The 18,009-nt window shown below is 63.1% G+C and carries 15 protein-coding genes; 9 read left to right on the plus strand and 6 right to left on the minus strand.

Translation table 11 applies throughout. From position 1 onward, the window contains the following. Window positions 1–65: 65 nt before the first annotated feature. The 5 genes from acnD to Q8L25_RS23855 all read right to left on the minus strand — a co-directional run bounded on the left by acnD (window position 66) and on the right by Q8L25_RS23855 (window position 5,668). Window positions 66–2,660 (minus strand): Fe/S-dependent 2-methylisocitrate dehydratase AcnD, encoded by a 2,595-nt coding sequence (gene acnD / locus Q8L25_RS23835; protein ID WP_308925786.1) that lies wholly within the window; start codon window positions 2,658–2,660, stop codon window positions 66–68. Window positions 2,661–2,671: 11 nt separating this feature from the next. Beyond that, window positions 2,672–3,826, minus strand: coding sequence for a 2-methylcitrate synthase (gene prpC, locus Q8L25_RS23840; protein WP_308921770.1), 1,155 nt, complete (start codon window positions 3,824–3,826; stop codon window positions 2,672–2,674). Window positions 3,827–3,845: 19 nt separating this feature from the next. Next, the gene (prpB, locus tag Q8L25_RS23845; protein WP_308921771.1) at window positions 3,846–4,736 is read right to left on the minus strand and encodes a methylisocitrate lyase; all 891 of its coding nucleotides are present in this window, start codon (window positions 4,734–4,736) and stop codon (window positions 3,846–3,848) included. Between the two features lie 324 nt (window positions 4,737–5,060). After that, window positions 5,061–5,309 (minus strand): hypothetical protein, encoded by a 249-nt coding sequence (locus Q8L25_RS23850; protein ID WP_094444960.1) that lies wholly within the window; start codon window positions 5,307–5,309, stop codon window positions 5,061–5,063. A gap of 116 nt (window positions 5,310–5,425) precedes the next feature. Then, window positions 5,426–5,668 (minus strand): hypothetical protein, encoded by a 243-nt coding sequence (locus Q8L25_RS23855; protein ID WP_308921772.1) that lies wholly within the window; start codon window positions 5,666–5,668, stop codon window positions 5,426–5,428. Between the two features lie 173 nt (window positions 5,669–5,841). Between Q8L25_RS23855 and Q8L25_RS23860 the strand changes: the two genes are divergently transcribed. The 3 genes from Q8L25_RS23860 (at window position 5,842) to Q8L25_RS23870 (ending at window position 10,420) form a co-directional block, all read left to right on the plus strand. Beyond that, window positions 5,842–6,699 carry an MBL fold metallo-hydrolase gene (locus Q8L25_RS23860; RefSeq protein WP_308925787.1) on the plus strand — a complete coding sequence of 286 codons (858 nt, stop codon included), beginning with the start codon at window positions 5,842–5,844 and terminating at the stop codon, window positions 6,697–6,699. 117 nt (window positions 6,700–6,816) lie between these two features. Further along, window positions 6,817–8,955, plus strand: coding sequence for a hypothetical protein (locus tag Q8L25_RS23865; protein WP_308921773.1), 2,139 nt, complete (start codon window positions 6,817–6,819; stop codon window positions 8,953–8,955). Further along, the gene (locus tag Q8L25_RS23870; RefSeq protein ID WP_308921774.1) at window positions 8,948–10,420 is read left to right on the plus strand and encodes a virulence factor; all 1,473 of its coding nucleotides are present in this window, start codon (window positions 8,948–8,950) and stop codon (window positions 10,418–10,420) included. The genes Q8L25_RS23865 and Q8L25_RS23870 overlap by 8 nt, the downstream gene beginning before the upstream one ends. Window positions 10,421–10,431: 11 nt before the next feature. Here the strand turns inward: Q8L25_RS23870 and Q8L25_RS23875 are convergent, their stop codons facing one another. After that, window positions 10,432–11,865: a M20/M25/M40 family metallo-hydrolase gene (locus Q8L25_RS23875; RefSeq protein ID WP_308921775.1), complete on the minus strand. Its 1,434-nt coding sequence runs from the start codon at window positions 11,863–11,865 to the stop codon at window positions 10,432–10,434. A gap of 168 nt (window positions 11,866–12,033) precedes the next feature. On the opposite strand from Q8L25_RS23875, the gene Q8L25_RS23880 reads away from it, so the two are divergent. From Q8L25_RS23880 to Q8L25_RS23905, 6 genes are all read left to right on the plus strand, one after another. Then, window positions 12,034–12,573: a GNAT family protein gene (locus Q8L25_RS23880; protein ID WP_308921776.1), complete on the plus strand. Its 540-nt coding sequence runs from the start codon at window positions 12,034–12,036 to the stop codon at window positions 12,571–12,573. 119 nt (window positions 12,574–12,692) lie between these two features. Continuing rightward, a complete protein-coding gene (locus Q8L25_RS23885) occupies window positions 12,693–13,151 on the plus strand; it encodes a glycine zipper 2TM domain-containing protein (RefSeq protein ID WP_308921777.1) in 459 nt (152 codons plus the stop codon). A gap of 164 nt (window positions 13,152–13,315) precedes the next feature. Further along, window positions 13,316–14,245 carry a protein phosphatase 2C domain-containing protein gene (locus Q8L25_RS23890; protein ID WP_308921778.1) on the plus strand — a complete coding sequence of 310 codons (930 nt, stop codon included), beginning with the start codon at window positions 13,316–13,318 and terminating at the stop codon, window positions 14,243–14,245. Between the two features lie 97 nt (window positions 14,246–14,342). Next, on the plus strand, window positions 14,343–15,200 hold the full coding sequence (locus Q8L25_RS23895; RefSeq protein WP_308921779.1) for a class I SAM-dependent methyltransferase: 858 nt from the start codon (window positions 14,343–14,345) through the stop codon (window positions 15,198–15,200). A 228-nt stretch (window positions 15,201–15,428) separates the two neighbouring features. Next, window positions 15,429–17,003, plus strand: coding sequence for an FHA domain-containing protein (locus Q8L25_RS23900; RefSeq protein ID WP_308921780.1), 1,575 nt, complete (start codon window positions 15,429–15,431; stop codon window positions 17,001–17,003). Between the two features lie 359 nt (window positions 17,004–17,362). Beyond that, a complete protein-coding gene (locus Q8L25_RS23905) occupies window positions 17,363–17,962 on the plus strand; it encodes a metal-dependent hydrolase (protein WP_308921781.1) in 600 nt (199 codons plus the stop codon). The last annotated feature ends 47 nt before the right edge of the window (window positions 17,963–18,009 follow it).

The following is an 18,009-nucleotide window of genomic DNA, read 5'->3' on the forward strand; positions in this document are numbered from 1 at the left end:
GGATCAGACGGGGACGCCGAGTTCCGGCGGGTCTGACCCCGGATTTACGCTGCGTTCCCAGTAAATTACGCGGCTTTCGACGACTCCAGGAAATCCTGCGCAAACCGCTGCAGCACGCCACCGGCCTCATAGATCGACACCTCTTCCGCCGTATCGAGGCGGCAGGTGACCGGCACTTCCTCGGTGTCGCCATTGGCGCGGTGGATCAGCAAGGTCAATGTGGAGCGCGGCGTGCGCTCGCCCACCACGTCGTAGGTTTCGCTGCCGTCCAGGCCCAGGGTCTTGCGCGTGACGCCTGTCAAAAACTCCAGCGGCAGCACGCCCATGCCGACCAGGTTGGTGCGATGGATGCGCTCGAAACCTTCGGCGACAATCGCTTCCACGCCGGCCAGGCGCACGCCTTTGGCGGCCCAGTCGCGCGAGGAACCCTGGCCATAGTCGGCGCCGGCGATGATGATCAGGGGCTGCTTGCGCTCCATGTAGATCTCGATCGCTTCCCACATGCGCGAAATCGTGCCGTCCGGCTCGATGCGCGTGAGCGAACCCGCTTTCACCTTGCCGTCCTCGACGACCATCTCGTTTTTCAGGGTCGGATTGGCAAAAGTGGCGCGCTGCGCCGTCAGATGGTCGCCACGATGGGTGGCATAGGAATTGAAGTCCTCCTCGGGCAAGCCCATCTTCGCCAGGTATTCGCCGGCCGCGCTGTCAAGCATGATGGCGTTCGACGGCGACAGGTGGTCGGTGGTGATATTGTCGCCCAACACGGCCAGCGGACGCATGCCTTTCAAGGGGCGCGCGCCGGCCAGCGCGCCTTCCCAGTAAGGCGGGCGGCGGATATACGTGGTTTGAGGACGCCAGTCATACAGCGGGCTGACCTTGATGCCGTCGTCCGCCTGTTTGGCGAACATGGGGATATACACCTTGCGGAACTGCTCGGGCTTGACGCTGGCGGCGACAATCGCGTCGATCTCTTCGTCCGAAGGCCAGATATCCGCGAGCAAGATCGGCTGGCCGTCGGGGCCGATGCCCAGCACGTCTTTTTCGATATCGAAGCGGATGGTGCCGGCGATGGCATACGCCACCACCAGCGGCGGCGACGCCAGGAAAGCCTGTTTCGCATACGGGTGGATGCGGCCGTCGAAGTTGCGGTTGCCGGACAAGACGGCGGTGGCGTACAGGTCGCGCGCCACCACCTCGTCCTGGATCACCGGGTCGAGCGCGCCCGACATGCCGTTGCACGAAGTGCAGGCAAACGCCACCACGCCAAAGCCCAGCTTTTCGAGTTCGTCCATCAGCCCTGCTTCCTGCAGGTACAGTTCCACCGTTTTCGAACCGGGCGCCAGCGACGACTTGACCCATGGTTTGCGCAGCAAACCGAGGCGATTGGCGTTGCGGGCGATCAGACCGGCCGCGATCATGTTGCGCGGATTATTCGTGTTGGTGCAGCTGGTGATCGCCGCGATGATCACGGCGCCGTCCGGCATCTTGCCCGGCTCGTTTTCCACCACGCCGGAGATGCCGCGCGCGGCCAGTTCAGAGGTCGGCACGCGGTTGTGCGGGTTCGACGGGCCGGCGATATTGCGCACCACCGACGACAGGTCGAAGCTCAACACGCGCTCGTACTCGGCGTCCGCCAGGCTGTCGGCCCACAGTCCCGTTTCTTTCGCATAGGTTTCCACCAGCGCCACCTGCGCGTCTTCGCGCCCGGTCAGTTTCAGATACTTGATGGTCTGTTCGTCGATATAGAACATGGCGGCGGTGGCGCCGAATTCCGGCGCCATGTTGGAAATCGTGGCGCGGTCGCCCAGGGTCAGGTGCGAGGCGCCTTCGCCGTAGAACTCCAGGTATGACGAGACGACCTTCTGCTTGCGCAGGAATTCCGTCAGTGCCAGCACGGTGTCGGTGGCGGTGATGCCCGGCTGCGGCTTGCCGGTCAGCTTGACGCCGATAATGTCCGGCAGGCGCATCCACGAAGCGCGGCCCAGCATCACGCTTTCCGCTTCCAGGCCGCCGACGCCGATGGCGATCACGCCCAGGGCGTCGACCATGGGGGTGTGCGAATCGGTGCCGACCAGGGTGTCCGGGTAAGCCACGCCGTCCTGCACCTGGATCACGGGCGACATACGCTCGAGGTTGATCTGGTGCAGGATGCCGTTGCCGGGCGGGATCACGTCGACGTTCTTGAACGCTTTCTTGGTCCAGTCGATAAAGTCGAAACGGTCTTCGTTGCGGCGGTCTTCGATGGCGCGGTTCTTGGCAAAGGCGTCGGGATCGAAACCGCCGCATTCGACGGCCAGCGAGTGGTCGACCACCAGCTGGGTCGGCACCACGGGGTTGACCAGGGCCGGGTCGCCGCCCTGGGCCGCGATGGCGTCGCGCAGGCCGGCCAGGTCGACCAGGGCCGTCTGGCCCAGGATGTCATGGCAGACCACGCGCGCAGGAAACCACGGAAAGTCCAGGTCGCGGCGGCGTTCGATAAACTGGCGCAGCGAGGCGTTCAGGCTCTCGGGGTCGCAGCGGCGCACCAGGTTTTCGGCCAGCACGCGCGAGGTATAAGGCAAGGTGGCATAGGCGCCGGGTTGAATCGCGTCGACGGCGGCGCGCGTGTCGAAGAAATCGAGCTGGGTGCCCGGCAAAAGCTTGCGGTGCAAGGTGTTCATCGTGATGCTCATTATTTGCGGTCCTTGATCGGCACGAATTGCAGGTCTTCCGGGCCCACGTAGTTGGCGCTAGGACGGATGATCTTGTTGTCGATGCGCTGTTCGATGATGTGGGCGGCCCAACCCGAGGTGCGCGAGATGACGAACAGCGGGGTGAACATCGCCGTCGGCACGCCCATCATGTGGTAGGACACGGCCGAGAACCAGTCCAGGTTCGGGAACATGTTCTTGATCTCCCACATCACCGTTTCCAGGCGTTCGGCGATATCGAACATCTTGGTCGAACCCGCTTCCTGAGACAGCGAGCGGGCCACTTCCTTGATGACCACATTGCGCGGGTCGGAAATCGTGTAGACGGGATGGCCGAAGCCGATCACCACTTCCTTGTTGGCGACACGCTCGCGGATGTCCGCTTCGGCTTCGTCGGCGTTGTCGTAGCGTTTTTGAATGTCGAGCGCCACTTCATTGGCGCCGCCGTGTTTCGGGCCGCGCAGCGCGCCGATGGCGCCGGTGATGGCCGAGTGGATGTCCGAACCCGTGCCGGCGATCACGCGGCTGGTAAAGGTGGAGGCATTGAACTCGTGTTCCGCATACAGGATCAGCGAGGTGTGCATGGCTTTTTCCCACGACGCCGACGGCTTTTCGCCATGCAGCAGGTGCAGGAAATGGCCGCCGATCGAGTCGTCGTCGGTTTCCACTTCGATGCGCTTGCCGTTATGGCTGTAGTGGTACCAGTACAGCAGCATCGAGCCGAACGAGGCCATCAGGCGGTCGGCGATATCGCGCGCGCCCGGTGCGTTATGGTCGTCCTTTTCCGGCAGGGTGCAACCCAGCACCGACACGCCGGTGCGCATCACGTCCATCGGATGGGCGGCGGCCGGCAGCGCTTCCAGTGCCGCTTTCACGGCGGACGGCAAGCCGCGCAGGGATTTCAGCTTGGCCTTGTAGCCTTTCAGTTCCGCCGTGGTCGGCAGCTTGCCGTGCACCAGCAGGAAGGCGATTTCTTCGAACTCGCAGCTGTCGGCCACGTCCAGGATGTCATAGCCGCGGTAGTGCAAATCGTTGCCGGTCTTGCCGACCGAGCACAGGGCAGTATTGCCGGCGGTAACGCCAGACAGGGCGACGGATTTTTTAGGCTTGAAAGTGGTGGCTTGTGGTGCGGTCATTGTCTTCTCCGGATAATAATTATTTGGTTTTCTGCGCTGCAAAGAGGGCATCGAGCTTCTGTTCGAAGTCGTGGTAATTGATCGATTCATACAGCTCCATGCGCGTCTGCATGGTGTCCAGCACATTCTGTTGCGTGCCGTCGCGGCGCAGTGCCGTGTAGACGTTTTCGGCCGCCTTGTTCATGGCGCGGAAGGCCGACAGCGGATACAGCACCAGGCCGACATCGGCGCCGCGCAGCTGGTCCACCGTGAACAGGGGCGTGGCGCCGAATTCGGTGATATTGGCCAGCACCGGCACCTTCACGGCGTTGGCAAACGTGGTGTACATCGACAGATCCGTGATCGCTTCCGGGAAGATCATGTCGGCGCCCGCCTCGACGCAGGCCACCGCGCGTTCCAGCGCCGCTTCCAGGCCATCGACGGCCAGCGCATCGGTGCGCGCCATGATGACGAAGTTCGGGTCGGTGCGCGCGTCGACGGCCGCCTTGATGCGGTCGACCATTTCTTCCTTGCTGACGATTTCCTTGCCCGGGCGATGACCGCAGCGCTTGGCGCCCACCTGGTCTTCGATATGCAGGGCGGCCGCGCCGGCCTTGATCATTGATTTGACGGTGCGCGCCACATTGAAGGCGGACGAGCCGAAACCGGTGTCGGCATCGACCAGCAGCGGCAGGTCGCACACGTCGGTGATGCGGCGGATATCGGTCAGCACATCGTCGAGGTTGGAAATACCCAGGTCAGGCAAGCCCAGCGAGCCGGCAGCGACGCCGCCACCGGACAGGTAGATGGCCTTGAAGCCGGCGCGCTTGGCCAGCAAGGCGTGATTGGCATTGATCGTACCGACCACTTGCAACGGGGATTCTTCCTGGACGGCCTTGCGGAACGCGGCACCTGCGGAGTAAAGACTCATGTGTTCACCTTATGGGTTCGAATGTTTCATGGACCTGCTATGAACACGGGTATTGCAAGTGCCGTGCCAGGCGACTGCCACAGCGTTGCATATGACCCTCGCCAGAGGGGAAACGACCGTAGTGCGGTGTCTTGCGGGTGGTATGGGGCGATGGATGGTGGAACAGCGGGTGTGACAGTGGTTCACCATGATGTTTCATTTTTGTTTCAATATTTCATAATGAAACATTTATTGAAACATCGATGAAACGCGGATGAAAGCAATGGTGTCAAGGAAAGCAGCTGGCGGGCGCCAGCTGCAGGGAATGGCGATGCGTGGCTGGCCTCAGGCGAGGCGCACCAGCGGATTGGCGATGATATTGTCGATCTGGCGTACGGCTTCTTCGCAGGCGGCGGCAATCGCGCCGTCTTCGTCGTCGCGCACGAACTGCATGGTCGAGCCTTCGAACACTTCCAGGCCTTCGACCGTGGCGCGTTCTATATCGCAACTGGCCGACCATTTGCCATCGCTGGTCGGCACGGCCAGGGGAACGATTTCCCAGCCTTTATAGTGAATCTTGGAACTGCTGTTCATGGGCTACCTCCTTGCGCAATAAAGGAAATCGTAGCATGAAGCGCCGTGCGCCGCGATCAGTTTCGGCGGCGCCGCGCATTCACACTAAACGATTTACGGTGGATCAAATCGGGGCGTCAGGGACGCAGCAGATTGTCCACTTCCGTCTTGGCCACTTCCAGGCCGGCCACGCGGGCGGTCTCGGGCGTGGCATAGCCGCCCAGGGTGCGGCTGCGCTCGATGTCCTTGGCGTCGCCTTCCGCGCCGGCTTCGCGCTGCAGGCGGTAGGTGAAATCCCACAGGTCGTCATTGTCCTTTTGCGGCGTCACGGAGATCGTGAAACCGCGGTACTGTTCGCTGCGTGCAGTGGTATCGTTCATGGACTTCCTCCTTGTGGCAACGAGATTAGCACGAAGCAAGTCCAGACGCGCGCACCTTGCAGCGGCAAGCCCCAGACGATATGCGTTTTTTACATATCAAATCGCGATTCGAGATATTTTTCAAGCGATCACGGCGATATAATGAGCATCCTTGCCAGCACCACGCCACCATGATGACGCCCCAAATACACGCCTTTTTCGACCCCGCCACCGCCACCGTCACCTATGTGGTGTACGAGGGCGAAGGCGGCGCCTGCGCCATTATCGATTCCGTGCTCGACTACGATCCGAAGGCGGGCCGCACCGCCACCACCTCGGCCGACAAGGTGATCGCCTTTGTGCGCGAACACGGCTTGCAGTGCCGCTGGCTGCTGGAAACCCATGCCCACGCCGACCACCTGTCGGCCGCGCCCTACCTGCAGCGGCAGCTGGGCGGCGAAGTGGCCATCGGCGCGGCGATCCAGGCGGTGCAGCAGGCGTTTGCCGATATCTATCACCAGCATGGCGCAACAAGCGACGGCTCGCAATTCGACCAGCTGTTCGCGCCCGACCAGGTGTTTCATATCGGCGCGCTCGAGGTGCGCGCGCTGCATGTGCCGGGCCACACGCCGGCCGATCTGGCCTACCAGATCGGCGACGCCGTATTTGTCGGCGACACCCTGTTCATGCCCGACGTCGGCTCGGCCCGCTGCGATTTTCCCGGCGGCTCGGCCGCCCTGCTGTACCGCTCGGCGCAGCGCGTGCTGGCGCTGCCGCCGGCAACCCGCCTCTTCATGTGCCACGACTACCCGCCGGCCGGCCGCGAGCCGCGCTGGGAAACCACGGTGGCCGCCCAGCGCGCCGCCAATATCCACCTGCGCGACGGCATCACGGAAGACCAGTTCGTGGCCCTGCGCACGGGCCGTGACGCCACCCTGGAGATGCCGACCCTGATACTGCCGGCGATCCAGGTCAATATCAACGCCGGCAAGCTGCCCGAGCCGGAAGAGAATGGCGTGCGCTACCTGAAAATACCGCTGGACGCGCTGTAACTATCCTTCCTTGATCCTCCGCAATTCCTGTCCCGGCGTATCCACCTAGAGTGCAGATTGCCCGGGATTGCCTTGGCGCAATTTCTCGATTCGTTCAATACTTGACGGAGCGCCCGCATGTGGACCGACTACAAGCCTGATGCCGATTGCATTCTGCTGGCCGAACCGGAAGGCCACGCGCTGTTCAGCCACAGTCCGCTCGAAGGGGTGCTGCGTCTGCAGCGGCCCGGCATCATCATCTTCGTGCACGGCGTCAACTCCGATGGCGAATGGTATGAACAGGCTGAAGCGGGCTTGTGCGAAGGCTTGAACCAGCGCCTGAAACGCCGCGACAAAGACTTGGCGATACCGGGCCCGGCCGGCGGACAAATGAAGCCGGCGCACTACGAACGCGAATTGAGCGACGATGGCTTTCTCAATCCCAAGCGCAACGCCAGCACCTTCCTGCAGGCGGATGAGTCCAATTCTCCCGTGATCCGTTTCCGCTGGGGTTATAAAGCCAGCAGCGAGGAGTTGCAGGAGTTCGGCGCAGGCATCTACCTGAACGAAAAAAACTACTGGGGCGGCGGCCCGTTCGCCAATGGCTGCAGCGCCCTGCCCGACTTGTGGCGCCAGGGCCTGTCGGAAGAACTGTTCTTGTGGATGCATATCCAGCACATGAACCCGACCAATGACCGGCAAGTGTATGCCTGTCCACCTCGCCCTTATTTCGTGTTCGCCGCCTGGCGCCTGGCGCGGCTGGTGCAATCGATACGCGCCTGTCAGAAAGATGCACCCGTCACCATCGTCTGCCACAGCCAGGGGAATATGGTGGCGATGGCGGCCGCCTTCCTGGGCGACACCTTGGGTGCTGACGCCGTGGCCGACAGCTATGTGCTGTGCAATCCGCCATACAGCCTGCTGGACAGGAATTTTACGGAAAACTGGGTCAGCGGCCATTTGAAAGATGAGCACGGCAATACGGGGCGGCAAAAGTATGAAGCGCGCACCAAAACCTTGAAGGCATTCTTCGATATCCTGCGCACGCGCCAGGCAATGCAGCAGGATGCCGCGCTGGTCGACAAGTACACGGCCAACAAGAAAGCCAGGCCTGAGGATGGTTATGAAGCGGCGCTTGACCGGGCCGCCTACGGCTTGAACGGTTCCACTTATGGCAGGGTAACCCTGTACTTCAATCCCCATGACCAGGTAATTTCTGCCACCCCCGTGCAAGGGATCGGCTGGCGCGGCATGTCGGGCCAGGAAATTGCCGATACGGGTGGCGAAGGCGTATTTACCCAGCGCGTGTTCGCACAAAATCATCCAGTCGGCCAGGAGAATGAAACGGATTACGACATCTGGCAGCGCAATGGCGCGCCACTGGCGCCGGGCAGCCTAGATTTCTGGCACCCGCGTTCACTGGTCGCCGAGTATTCGATCGAGAAAGGCTTGCGCTCCAGTCAAGGCATCGGGCGCAAAATACTGACTTTTATGTTTGCGCCCGTCATGATCGTGCTGATGAAACTGGCGCGTACGCGCATCAATGCCTTGCCGCCCGAGTCCTGGCTGCTGCCGATGAAAGCGCCCAGGCTGCCCGAAACCTTTTTGCCCCACGCCAATCGCGATGGCAAGCTGAGCGACCAGTTTGACGAAGGCAGCGATGCCCCCTCAGACGCCTTGAACAGGCAGCGCCCCGCCGAACCCGATGACGCGTATGCCGCGCACCGCGCGCAAGGCCACGGCGACGCGGCAACGGAAGCGGCGCTGCGCTATGAACAGAACGGCATGCTGCGCATGCAGGCCAGGCGCGATGACTGGGTTAAAAAGGGAAAACCGGTCACGGCGGTGGACCAGCCTCAAGAGGCATCCGACGAGTTCAAGGCCTGGCGCGCAAAAGAAATCCAGAACTACCTGGTAGCCAATATCGACACCCATGCCACCGATCACTCGACCATCATGACCAATCCCGAGCACGCGGAAAAGGCGCTGGCATATGACGTGGCGCTGGGGGTGTGCACGATCAGGCAGGATGAGCTTCGTACACTGAAAGTAGCGGCGGATTGGACTTTACTGGAACGTTTGAATGACACCGCGGGCAGCGCGGAGTTTTCTGAATATTTCGAAAGTGGCAGATTCAAGAATGTATCTCTATTTGAATGGGCCAATGATGAGAAAAATCCTGCCAGAAAGCCGACAAAGATAATGGATGAACGCCAGAACAGTGCTGCCCGTGCGGCCCCAACGGGCATCTCCGCTCTGGGAACTGATCATGCCTAAGGTGAACAGATTCCCTGGCAAACGCCTTTTGTTCTGTTTGATTGTTGCCCTGCTGATTGTCGCCGCGCTGTGGCTGTCATGGCAAGGCAGAGCAGGAGATTCGGGCATCTTATCGAATGGAGAAATCATGAAACGCTTTATTGCCCTGCCCCTGTTTGCCGGCCTGGCGCTTTTCTCTCTATTGAGCGCCTGCGCGAGCACTGAAAAGCCAGCTCAAACTGCAACAGTCTCCGTAGTGCCAACAATACCAAAGCAACCATTCCGGGCGCAGGTGGTGGGCCTGCAATGGCTGAATCCCTTGCAGCGGCTCGATTATCCGACGGAATGGCAATTGCTGTGGACGTTAGGAATTGCCAAGCCCAACAAGAACGACGACATGGTCAGAACGGATCCCCGGGGGTTCAGTACCCTGCAGGCAGTGGCGCCGATTGCCTACGATCTGGATGGCACAGAGACATTCGAGGGTTATCACTACAAATATGTGCGAAAGCTGACCGTTTTATTTCACGATATTTACTTTTCCAGTCCCACTTATTTTTATCGGGTTTATCCCCGAGGAACACAGAAAAGCTGGCGCGAACTGGCTGGGATACGCGTTGAATATGCGCTGCCTGCGGGTAAGCTGGATGCAGAGATAACGCGGGACAGGGTCCGCGACCGCATCATCAACACCTTCGATATCGGCAACCCGAGTTTCCCTACCGTCTGGTCCCGCTCCACCCCGCCCGACGTTCGCCTTACCATGGGCGGCAACAATGCCGGCTTTACTTCCCTGACAGCCGCGCTTGCCTATCTCGAAGCACATCCGGACGAAACCGTGTGGGTGATGAACTGGGATGCGCCCAGCCGCCCCAAACATACGCAGATCAATGAAAACCTGGTACTGCTGGTACTAGCCGGCCCCAACTACAACACCGAGCGCGCGGCGCTGGCGTGGATAGGCTATCCATCGCTTAAAAATGCCGCCGACTTCGCCTTGGCCAAGGACCTGCCGCCACGCGTCGTGCAGGCCTGGCAATCGGTGTTTGCGCAAGCGGCGCGCAATGGCGGCAAGGTCGAACAGGACATCGGCTATGTGATCCACGACGCCAACAATATCCTGCCGACCTCATCCGACCGGATCGGCCTGCTGGCACACGCGCTGACACTGGAAGTGCCCGAGTTTGACTTTTTGCCGCAGACCTTCAATACGCCCGCCCTGCTGGGCGAAATGGGCGCCGGCACGGCGCTGACCAATGTGGCGCTGGCGATCGCCTACGCCAATCACACGGGCAGGCCGGTGCTGGTGGCCGGCACCAGCGACAGCGCCAGCCTGACCGGCGTGCTGGTGTCGCCGCCGGCCAGGGTGCGGCCCATCGATCAAAGCAAGCCCTGGTTCCGCGCGCGTGGCGAGCACCACGCCTACCTGCCCTGGTGGGGCATCCGCCATGACGTCGCCGACAATCTCCAGGGCTGGTCGCAATAAGGCGCTGCCGCTTACTCCTGCTCGGGCGCCCTGCCGATCTCGCCATCCAGATTGGCCAGGTACCAGGCCAGCGACGACATCAGCGCCACGTTGCGCTTCAGGTTATCCGGATCGACCTTGTCCAGGGTATCGGCCGGCGTGTGGTGGTAGTGAAAATAGCTGTGGCTGTCGACCAGCGGCTCGAAGCTGGGCACGCCGCCCTTTTCCAGGCGGTGCAGGTCGCCCGTGCCCAGCGCGTCGCGGCGGGTGAAGGCGTGGGCGCCGATCGGCTGCAGGGCGGCGCGCAAGGGCGCAAACAGTTTTTCCGATTTCGGGCCGACGCTGGCCAGGATGCCGAACGGGCGGCCGGCGCCGCTGTCCATTTCGATGGCGGCGTACTGCTTGGCCAGCGCCTGCTTGTTCGCCTCGAAATAGGCCTGGCCGCCACGGCCGCCGTTTTCCTCGTTCATCCAGGCGATCACGCGGATGGTGCGGCGCGGGCGGTAGTCGAGTTTTTTCAGGGTTTCGATCACGCCCATCGCCGCCACCACGCCGGCGCCGTCGTCATGCGCGCCGGTGGCCAGGTCCCAGGAATCGAGGTGGCCGGACACGATCACCACTTCGCCTGCCTTGTCGGTGCCCGGCCAGTCGGCGATCACGTTGTAGCTGTCGGCCTCGGGCAGGTTTTGCGGCGTCAGCGTCAAATGCATTTTCATCGGGCCGCGCGCGGCCAGGCGTTTGATCAGCAGCGCGTCTTCCACCGTCACGGCGGCGGCCGGGATGCGCCTGCAGTCTTCCAGGCCGGTCGCGCCGGCGTGCGGAATGCGGAAATCGGCGCCGCCGATCGAGCGCACCAGCGCGGCGGCGGCGCCCAGTTCGGCCGCCGCTTTCGGGCCGCCGAAGCGGAAGCGCGAACCCTGGCCATAGGTGACGCCGGCCAGGCCGCGTTCCGCCATCTCCTGGTCGAACGGGGTATCGATCAGCACGATGGCGCCTTTCACTTCGGCCGCGCGCGCCTTGAGTTCCTCGAAGCTGCTGACGATGATCAGCGGCGCCGTCAGGCCGGCGGCCGGCGTCGCGCCCGAACCGCCCAGGGCGGTCAGCACCACGCGCTGCGAGACGCCGTTCGGACGGCCCGCATAGTCGACGATTTCCGCCGTTTCCACGCCGCGCACCCAGTGCGGCACCTTGACCGGCTGCAAGGTGACGGTGGCGCCCAGGCCGCGCAGGGTGGCGGCCACCTGCTCGACGGCGGCGGCGGCGCCGGCCGAACCGGACAGGCGTGGGCCGATCAGGTCGGTCATGTCGGCCAGGCGCGCATAGGCCCAGTCGCTGTGCAGCGCGGTGTCGCGCACTTGCGCCAGCGCGGCCGGATCATTTCCCGGCGCGGCGGCCAGTGCGCCGGCGCTGACGACGCTGCCCAGCAGCACGGAAACCAGGGAACGGTGAAATTGTACGGAAGGCATGCGAGTCCTGTGAAAGTGGATGGGGCCGGCGCACCCCGCATGAACCACGGAGTGCAGCCCGGCACGATAGCGTATTTGATCTTTGTTTGCAGCAACTTTGACGCCCGGCGATTGCCGGGCGCGGCCGCTATCGCTTACCATGGGGCCTGCCTTGCTACGGGAAATATCATGATCAAAGGAACACTGTGCAGCTTGCGCCATCTGCAGGCCGCCGACCTGGCCACCTATATCGCGCTGGTCAACGACCTGCCCTCGCGCGGCGCGTTCTTTTCGCCGCAACTCAAGTCGCCCGAGGCGATCCGGCGCGACTTCATGCAAACCGGCTTCGTCACCGAAGACAGCGAGCTGTTCATCATTGAAGACCAGCACCAGGCCATGATCGGCACGATTACCCACTTCAAAAGCCGCACCCCGAGCAGCCGCGAGATCGGCTACCGCCTGTTCGACCCGCAACGCAACGGACGCGGCTATACCAGCGAGGCGACCCAGCTGCTGGTCGACTATCTGTTCAAGGCCTACCCGTATCACCGGCTGGAGTTGCTGATGGACCCGCTCAATACCGGTTCCGAGCGGATTGCGCAAAAATGCGGTTTTACGCAGGAGGGCGTGCTGCGCCAGGCCTTCTTTATCAACGGCGTGATGCGCGACGTCAAGATGTATGGCCTGCTGCGGCCCGAGTGGCAAGCGGCCCGGAGTACGCCCGGCTGACTTGTTACCGCCCGGTTCGGATTGTAATAAGTTGTATTAGACATGGATCAAGTTTTGTGCGGCCGCTATAGTTCATTCATGCAGATCATTGTGATCTCGCCGGATTGGAAGGAAATGCCATGTTGAACAAGAAACTCCTGGGTGCGGTAATGGTAGCGGCTGTAGCTGTCTCATCGGCAGCAACGGCCGCCGGTGACCGCGACTTCAATACCGTTGCCGGCGCCGTCGTCGGAGCGGCGATCGGCAACAACACTGGCGGCACCAACGGCGCGATCGTTGGCGGCGTGATCGGTGCCGCCGTCGGCAACAGCCTGCGCACGGGCGACCGTGGCTATGATCGCGGCTACAACCGCGGTTATGACCGTGGCTACCGCGGCACGTACTACCAGAGCCCGCCGCCCGTGTACTACCAGCCCGCGCCGCGCCCCGTGTACTACGCGCCGCCACCGCGCTACTACGGCCCGCCACCGGTCGTGTACGTGCAACCGGGCCGTGGCTACTACCGCGATCACGACCGCTGGGATGACCGCCGTGGCTACCGCGACGACCGTGGCCATGGCTGGGGACATCGCCGCTAAGCGCATCCGCGCCTGAACACAACCTGCGCCAGCAACGCTGCCGCAGGTTTTTTACATTTATTTATACAAACGCAAGGTATCGTCCTTCGCCAAGATCGGCTAAGCTGTGTCAGTCAAGCTATATTAATTATTAACATCGATACCCGCCAGGGCCGCCATCACCGATGCACTTTATCAAAGACGAACTCGATTTCGGCCCGGGACTGGATGCCGCCGCCGGCAGCAGCGTGGGCGCCGGTCCCATGGCGCGGCGCGAGAACCAGGACAATTTCCTGCTGATCGACGCCACCGGCCACGCCGCCTGCCTGGTCGGTCAGACACCCTGGCGTGGCCAGGTGGCGGGCTGGCCGGCCGGCCATGTGCGCCTGGCCGTGCTCGATGGCATGGGCGGCCATGGCCATGGCCGCGAGGCGGCCGAGGCCACGGTGCAGGGGTTGCTGGCGATGCCGGCCTGCCTGGACGCGGTCACGCTGGCGCATGAGCTGGACCAATTGCACGCGCGCCTGCAAGCCGCGTTCGATACCGGCCCCGAGGCCCGCTCGCGCCCGCCCGGCACCACCTTGACCCTGCTGGAAATTGCGCCGCAACAAGCGCCGCTGCTGTATCACGTGGGCGATTCGCGCCTGTATGAAGTGGCCGATGGCACCGTTACGGCCCTGACGGTCGACCATGTGCCGGCCACCGTGTACGCCATGCATGGCGTGATCGGCGAGCAGCAATGGCGCGGCCGGGTGTATGGCGAACACCAGCCGCAGATTTCCCAAGCTTTTATATTAGGTAACGTCATCGTCGATCCGCAGGTGCTGGGCGCCACGCTGCATGCGCTGGACGAGGGCAACCTGCCGCCCTTCCTGTCGCACCTGGGCGACCGCCGTGCGCTGCGGCTGCGCCGCGACGCCGTGTATCTGCTGGCCAGCGACGGCTTCTGGTCCTGCCAGGACCCTGCCAGCGTCCTCGCCCGCTGGCCGGCCCTGTGCGCTGGCCGCACGGCGGCGCAGGCCAGCGAGGCGCTGTTCGACGATTTCCTGTCGCACCCCCCGGCAGGCATGCACAGCGACAATCTCACCCTGCTGGCGCTGCGCATCAAGCCTTAGCGTACTGGCACCCGGCAGCGTGCGGGCGTCCCGGCGGCGAACCAAGTGCGCGCCATGTGGTCTGACCAGAACCGCAACAGACCACCAGGAGACCATCATGAGCACTCCCACCTCCTCGACGCCAGCCGCTGCCGCCCCTGCCGGCGCACCCGACATGGCCGCCATTCGCCAGCGCCAGCAAGCCACCTGGGCCAGCGGCGACTTCGCCATTATCGGCGTCACCTTGCAAATCGTCGGCGAATCGCTGGCCGAAGCGGCCGATATCCGCGCCCGCGAAGAGGTGATCGATATTGCCGCCGGCAATGGCAACGCCACCCTGGCCGCCGCCCGCCGCTTTGCGCGCGTCACCTCCACCGATTATGTACCGGCCCTGCTGCAACGGGGCCGCGAGCGGGCCGATGCCGAAGGCCTGCAAGTGAGCTTCCGCGTGGCCGACGCCGATGCGCTGCCGTTTCCCGACGCCAGTTTCGATGTGGCGGTCTCGACTTTCGGCGTGATGTTCGCGCCCGACCACCCGCGCGCGGCGCAGGAAATGCTGCGCGTGGTGCGCGATGGCGGGCGCATCGCCATGGCCAACTGGACGCCGGAAGGCCTGGTCGGCCAGTTGTTCAAGCTGATCGGCAAGCACGTGCCGCCGCCCGCAGGCCTGAAATCGCCCGCGCTGTGGGGTACCACCGGCTATCTGCAAGAACTGTTCGGCGTGGCGCCCGGGCAACTCCAGGCGCAGCGCAAGCTGTTCAATTTCCGCTACGCCAGCGCACAGCACTGGATACAGGTATTCCGCGACTACTACGGCCCCGTGCACAAGGCGTTTGCCGCGCTGTCGCCAGAGGGCGCGCGGGCGCTGGAGCAGGACCTGACCAGCTTGCTCGACAGCCTGAACATGGCCGGACCCAATTCGCTGGTGGTGCCGGCGGAATACCTGGAAGTGGTCATAGCCAAGCGCAGGAACTGAGCATGAGTGGAACGATACTATTGCAATAAATAACTATCTTTAAATCCATAAAATATTATTTTAGGCAATGGTTTCCGGGGATACCGGGCGGGACGTTGGCCAGACTGCACATCTGCCGAAAAAACAGGCGGTGACGCAATCATGCTTGTTGCCAAGCAAGGTCAAAAGGGCGTAAGCTCTCATGTATACAGAGGGCGCCACGCTCCCACCCGGTCGAGTTTCCACCACATGAAAAAATGCAGCAACCCGGAGCACCCGCACTGTACGTTCTGGGTCTTGCCTGGTGAGCAGGTCTGCGCGGGCAACCACCCGCAGCCAGTCCAGGCTCCCACCAGCTATGACCTGCTGAACGCCATGCGCAGCGCCCGTTCCGAGCAATCGGCGACGGCGGGCGTACTTGCGTCCGTGGTTTCCCTGCCCCTGGCTGTCTCGCCGCCCGTCAATTCCGTCAGCATGCCTGTCATGCGCCCCGCAGTGGCTCCCGCCTTGGCGCCCGCTGTCGTCCCGGCCACGCCGGTGGCTACCCATCTGCATATCAGCGGTTTCGATCCGCGCGCGGCAGGCGGGCGGCAAACCCTGAAAATGGAATTGCGCGGCATGGACACCACATGCGACCCGCAGCTGAGCCTGCGCCTGCGCTCGGACCTGATCGCGCGCGGCCAGGTGCAGCACGACGTGGTGCGCACCACGCGCGGCGACTGGCGCCCCGTGTTTGTCGAGTTTTCATCGCGCAACAAGGAACACGGGCAATACCAGATCGAGGTGGACGTACTGAGCCACGTGGACGGCGCGGTGGCGCAGAAATGGGTGTGCACCTTTGTCATCCTGGTGCCGCGCCGCGACGCCACCCTGACCGAAATCCACCAGATTTTCCTCAGCACCCATAAAAACGTGCGCGTGATGGCCGATGACGCCTCGATCGCGCGCGTGACGGGCGGCGACGGCTGCAATCTCGACGTCACCGCGCGCAATGCCGGCATCGCCCACGTGGACTTGTCTGCGCCGCAAGGCAAGATCGACATGGGTTTTACCACCATCGCCTGGGACGAGGAACTGATCGAGGTCGACGTGCCCGCCGCCAGCGAGTGCCACCCGCACCCCAGCGTGTCGGCCTGCATCGTCAACGCGGCGCCGGAAGCGGGCGAACAGCGCCAGATCCGCCTGTTTGCGCTGGAAGAATGCATGCTGGGCCGTTTCGAGCTGGTCGATCCGGAAGCCGATGTGCTGCTCAGCCATTTCAGCATCGATGGCCAGGACAACAACGGCCTGACGCGCCGGCTGTCCGGCCGCCACGCCGTGATCCGCCGTGGCGCGCAGGGCTTTGATATCGAAGACGTGTCGCGCTATGGCGTGCTGCTCGACGGCGTCTGGCCCGGCAAGCACAAGCCGGTGGCGCTGCGCCAGGGCATGCGCATCGAACTGACGGCCAGCATCAAGGGCATCGTGGTGCTGGGCGTGTCGGCCATATTGCAGCACGGCGTGATCCTGCACCGCCTCGACCAGGGCGCCCATGCGGAATGCTTTTACCTGCTGCTGCCCGAAGCGCGCCCGGTCGTCGTGCCGGCGCCGCACACCCTCGCGCCACAGGCGGCGGCGCTGCCGGTGCTGTTCCACCGCAACGGCGGCTTCTGGCACCTCGATTGTGCCAGCGGCAAGGAAACCGCGCTGGCGCCCGCCACCGCGCTCGACAAGCTCGCCGGCCTTGCCCGCCACCACCGCTTCGCCAGCGAAGCGTATCCCGAATGCTGGATCATCCGCACCGAAGGCGCCAGCCTGTGCGACAGCGCCGTGCTCACCGCCTAGTTCGGCACCAGCACCAGGAAGATCAGCGCCACACCGACGATAAAGATCGCCTCCAGGCTCAGCACGATGGCCGGGATCTGTATTTCGCGCGGAATTTTCATGGCGTCACCTGCCTCAGGATGGATCAGGATTCCAGCATAGCGCGTGCGCCGCGAAATGCATTATCAGCCGAATAACACTGTTTCCTGTCCAGCACGGCTGCCACGCCGGCTTAAGGCGAGCTGAAGCACAGATTATTTAACAAATAATTTAGTCATATTGTGCAAATTGCCTCGCATGACGCCCTTGCATACTGTATATTCATCCAGCAAATCTCCCCGACGTTTTACACAGCGCGCGCAACGTGTTTTACATTTCCTATGGCTTCAAATAAAGCGCACCATGCGACTGGCTGGGCGGCTGGCGTGATCGCCGCGGCGCTGGTCGCCCACGCTGACGCCGGTGGTCCGTACCAGGTGCTGAGCATGCTCGCATTCGTGATGGGCGCGCTGGGCGGCACCGCGCCCGACTGGCTGGAAGTGGCCTGGTGGGCGCCCACGCGCCGGCTGTGGATCACGCACCGCACCTGGACCCACTGGGGCCTGGCCTGGATCGCCCTGCTGGTCTACACCTATCTGCAACTGCCCCACCATGTGTGGGCGCCGCCGCTGTTCGGCTTTGCCGCCGGCGGCATCATGCATCTGCTGGCCGACTGGCCCAATCCGCTGGGCGTGCCGTGGATCATCCGCCGCCACTCGCTGCGCTGGTGGAAGAGCGGCCGCCACGACCTGATCGTGATTGCCGCCGCCTGGCTGGCCGCCACCATCGTGGCCGACCATGTGTTTTTCGACGGTATTCACTTGCGGCGCGCCACCGCCTTCGTGCAAGGCTGGCCGCTATGGTCGACCGAATGGATGGTCAAAGCGCTCGACACTTTCTGGCAATGGCTGCGGGAATGGCGGCTCGGCCCCGGGAATTGACGCGGCGGCCACGGCAATGTGATAATGAATGAGTATCATTCTCAATA

The organism is Janthinobacterium sp. J1-1 (assembly GCF_030944405.1).
In the GTDB taxonomy this organism is placed as follows: Bacteria; Pseudomonadota; Gammaproteobacteria; order Burkholderiales; family Burkholderiaceae_D; genus Janthinobacterium.

Excerpts from the sequence above, each read along its gene's own strand:
- acnD (WP_308925786.1), bottom strand. The coding sequence starts at position 2,660 with ATGAACACCTTGCACCGCAAGCTTTTGCCGGGCACCCAGCTCGATTTC.
- prpC (WP_308921770.1), bottom strand. The coding sequence starts at position 3,826 with ATGACCGCACCACAAGCCACCACTTTCAAGCCTAAAAAATCCGTCGCC.
- prpB (WP_308921771.1), bottom strand. The coding sequence starts at position 4,736 with ATGAGTCTTTACTCCGCAGGTGCCGCGTTCCGCAAGGCCGTCCAGGAA.
- Q8L25_RS23850 (WP_094444960.1), bottom strand. The coding sequence starts at position 5,309 with ATGAACAGCAGTTCCAAGATTCACTATAAAGGCTGGGAAATCGTTCCC.
- Q8L25_RS23855 (WP_308921772.1), bottom strand. The coding sequence starts at position 5,668 with ATGAACGATACCACTGCACGCAGCGAACAGTACCGCGGTTTCACGATC.
- Q8L25_RS23860 (WP_308925787.1), top strand. The coding sequence starts at position 5,842 with ATGACGCCCCAAATACACGCCTTTTTCGACCCCGCCACCGCCACCGTC.
- Q8L25_RS23865 (WP_308921773.1), top strand. The coding sequence starts at position 6,817 with ATGTGGACCGACTACAAGCCTGATGCCGATTGCATTCTGCTGGCCGAA.
- Q8L25_RS23870 (WP_308921774.1), top strand. The coding sequence starts at position 8,948 with ATGCCTAAGGTGAACAGATTCCCTGGCAAACGCCTTTTGTTCTGTTTG.
- Q8L25_RS23875 (WP_308921775.1), bottom strand. The coding sequence starts at position 11,865 with ATGCCTTCCGTACAATTTCACCGTTCCCTGGTTTCCGTGCTGCTGGGC.
- Q8L25_RS23880 (WP_308921776.1), top strand. The coding sequence starts at position 12,034 with ATGATCAAAGGAACACTGTGCAGCTTGCGCCATCTGCAGGCCGCCGAC.
- Q8L25_RS23885 (WP_308921777.1), top strand. The coding sequence starts at position 12,693 with ATGTTGAACAAGAAACTCCTGGGTGCGGTAATGGTAGCGGCTGTAGCT.
- Q8L25_RS23890 (WP_308921778.1), top strand. The coding sequence starts at position 13,316 with ATGCACTTTATCAAAGACGAACTCGATTTCGGCCCGGGACTGGATGCC.
- Q8L25_RS23895 (WP_308921779.1), top strand. The coding sequence starts at position 14,343 with ATGAGCACTCCCACCTCCTCGACGCCAGCCGCTGCCGCCCCTGCCGGC.
- Q8L25_RS23900 (WP_308921780.1), top strand. The coding sequence starts at position 15,429 with ATGAAAAAATGCAGCAACCCGGAGCACCCGCACTGTACGTTCTGGGTC.
- Q8L25_RS23905 (WP_308921781.1), top strand. The coding sequence starts at position 17,363 with ATGGCTTCAAATAAAGCGCACCATGCGACTGGCTGGGCGGCTGGCGTG.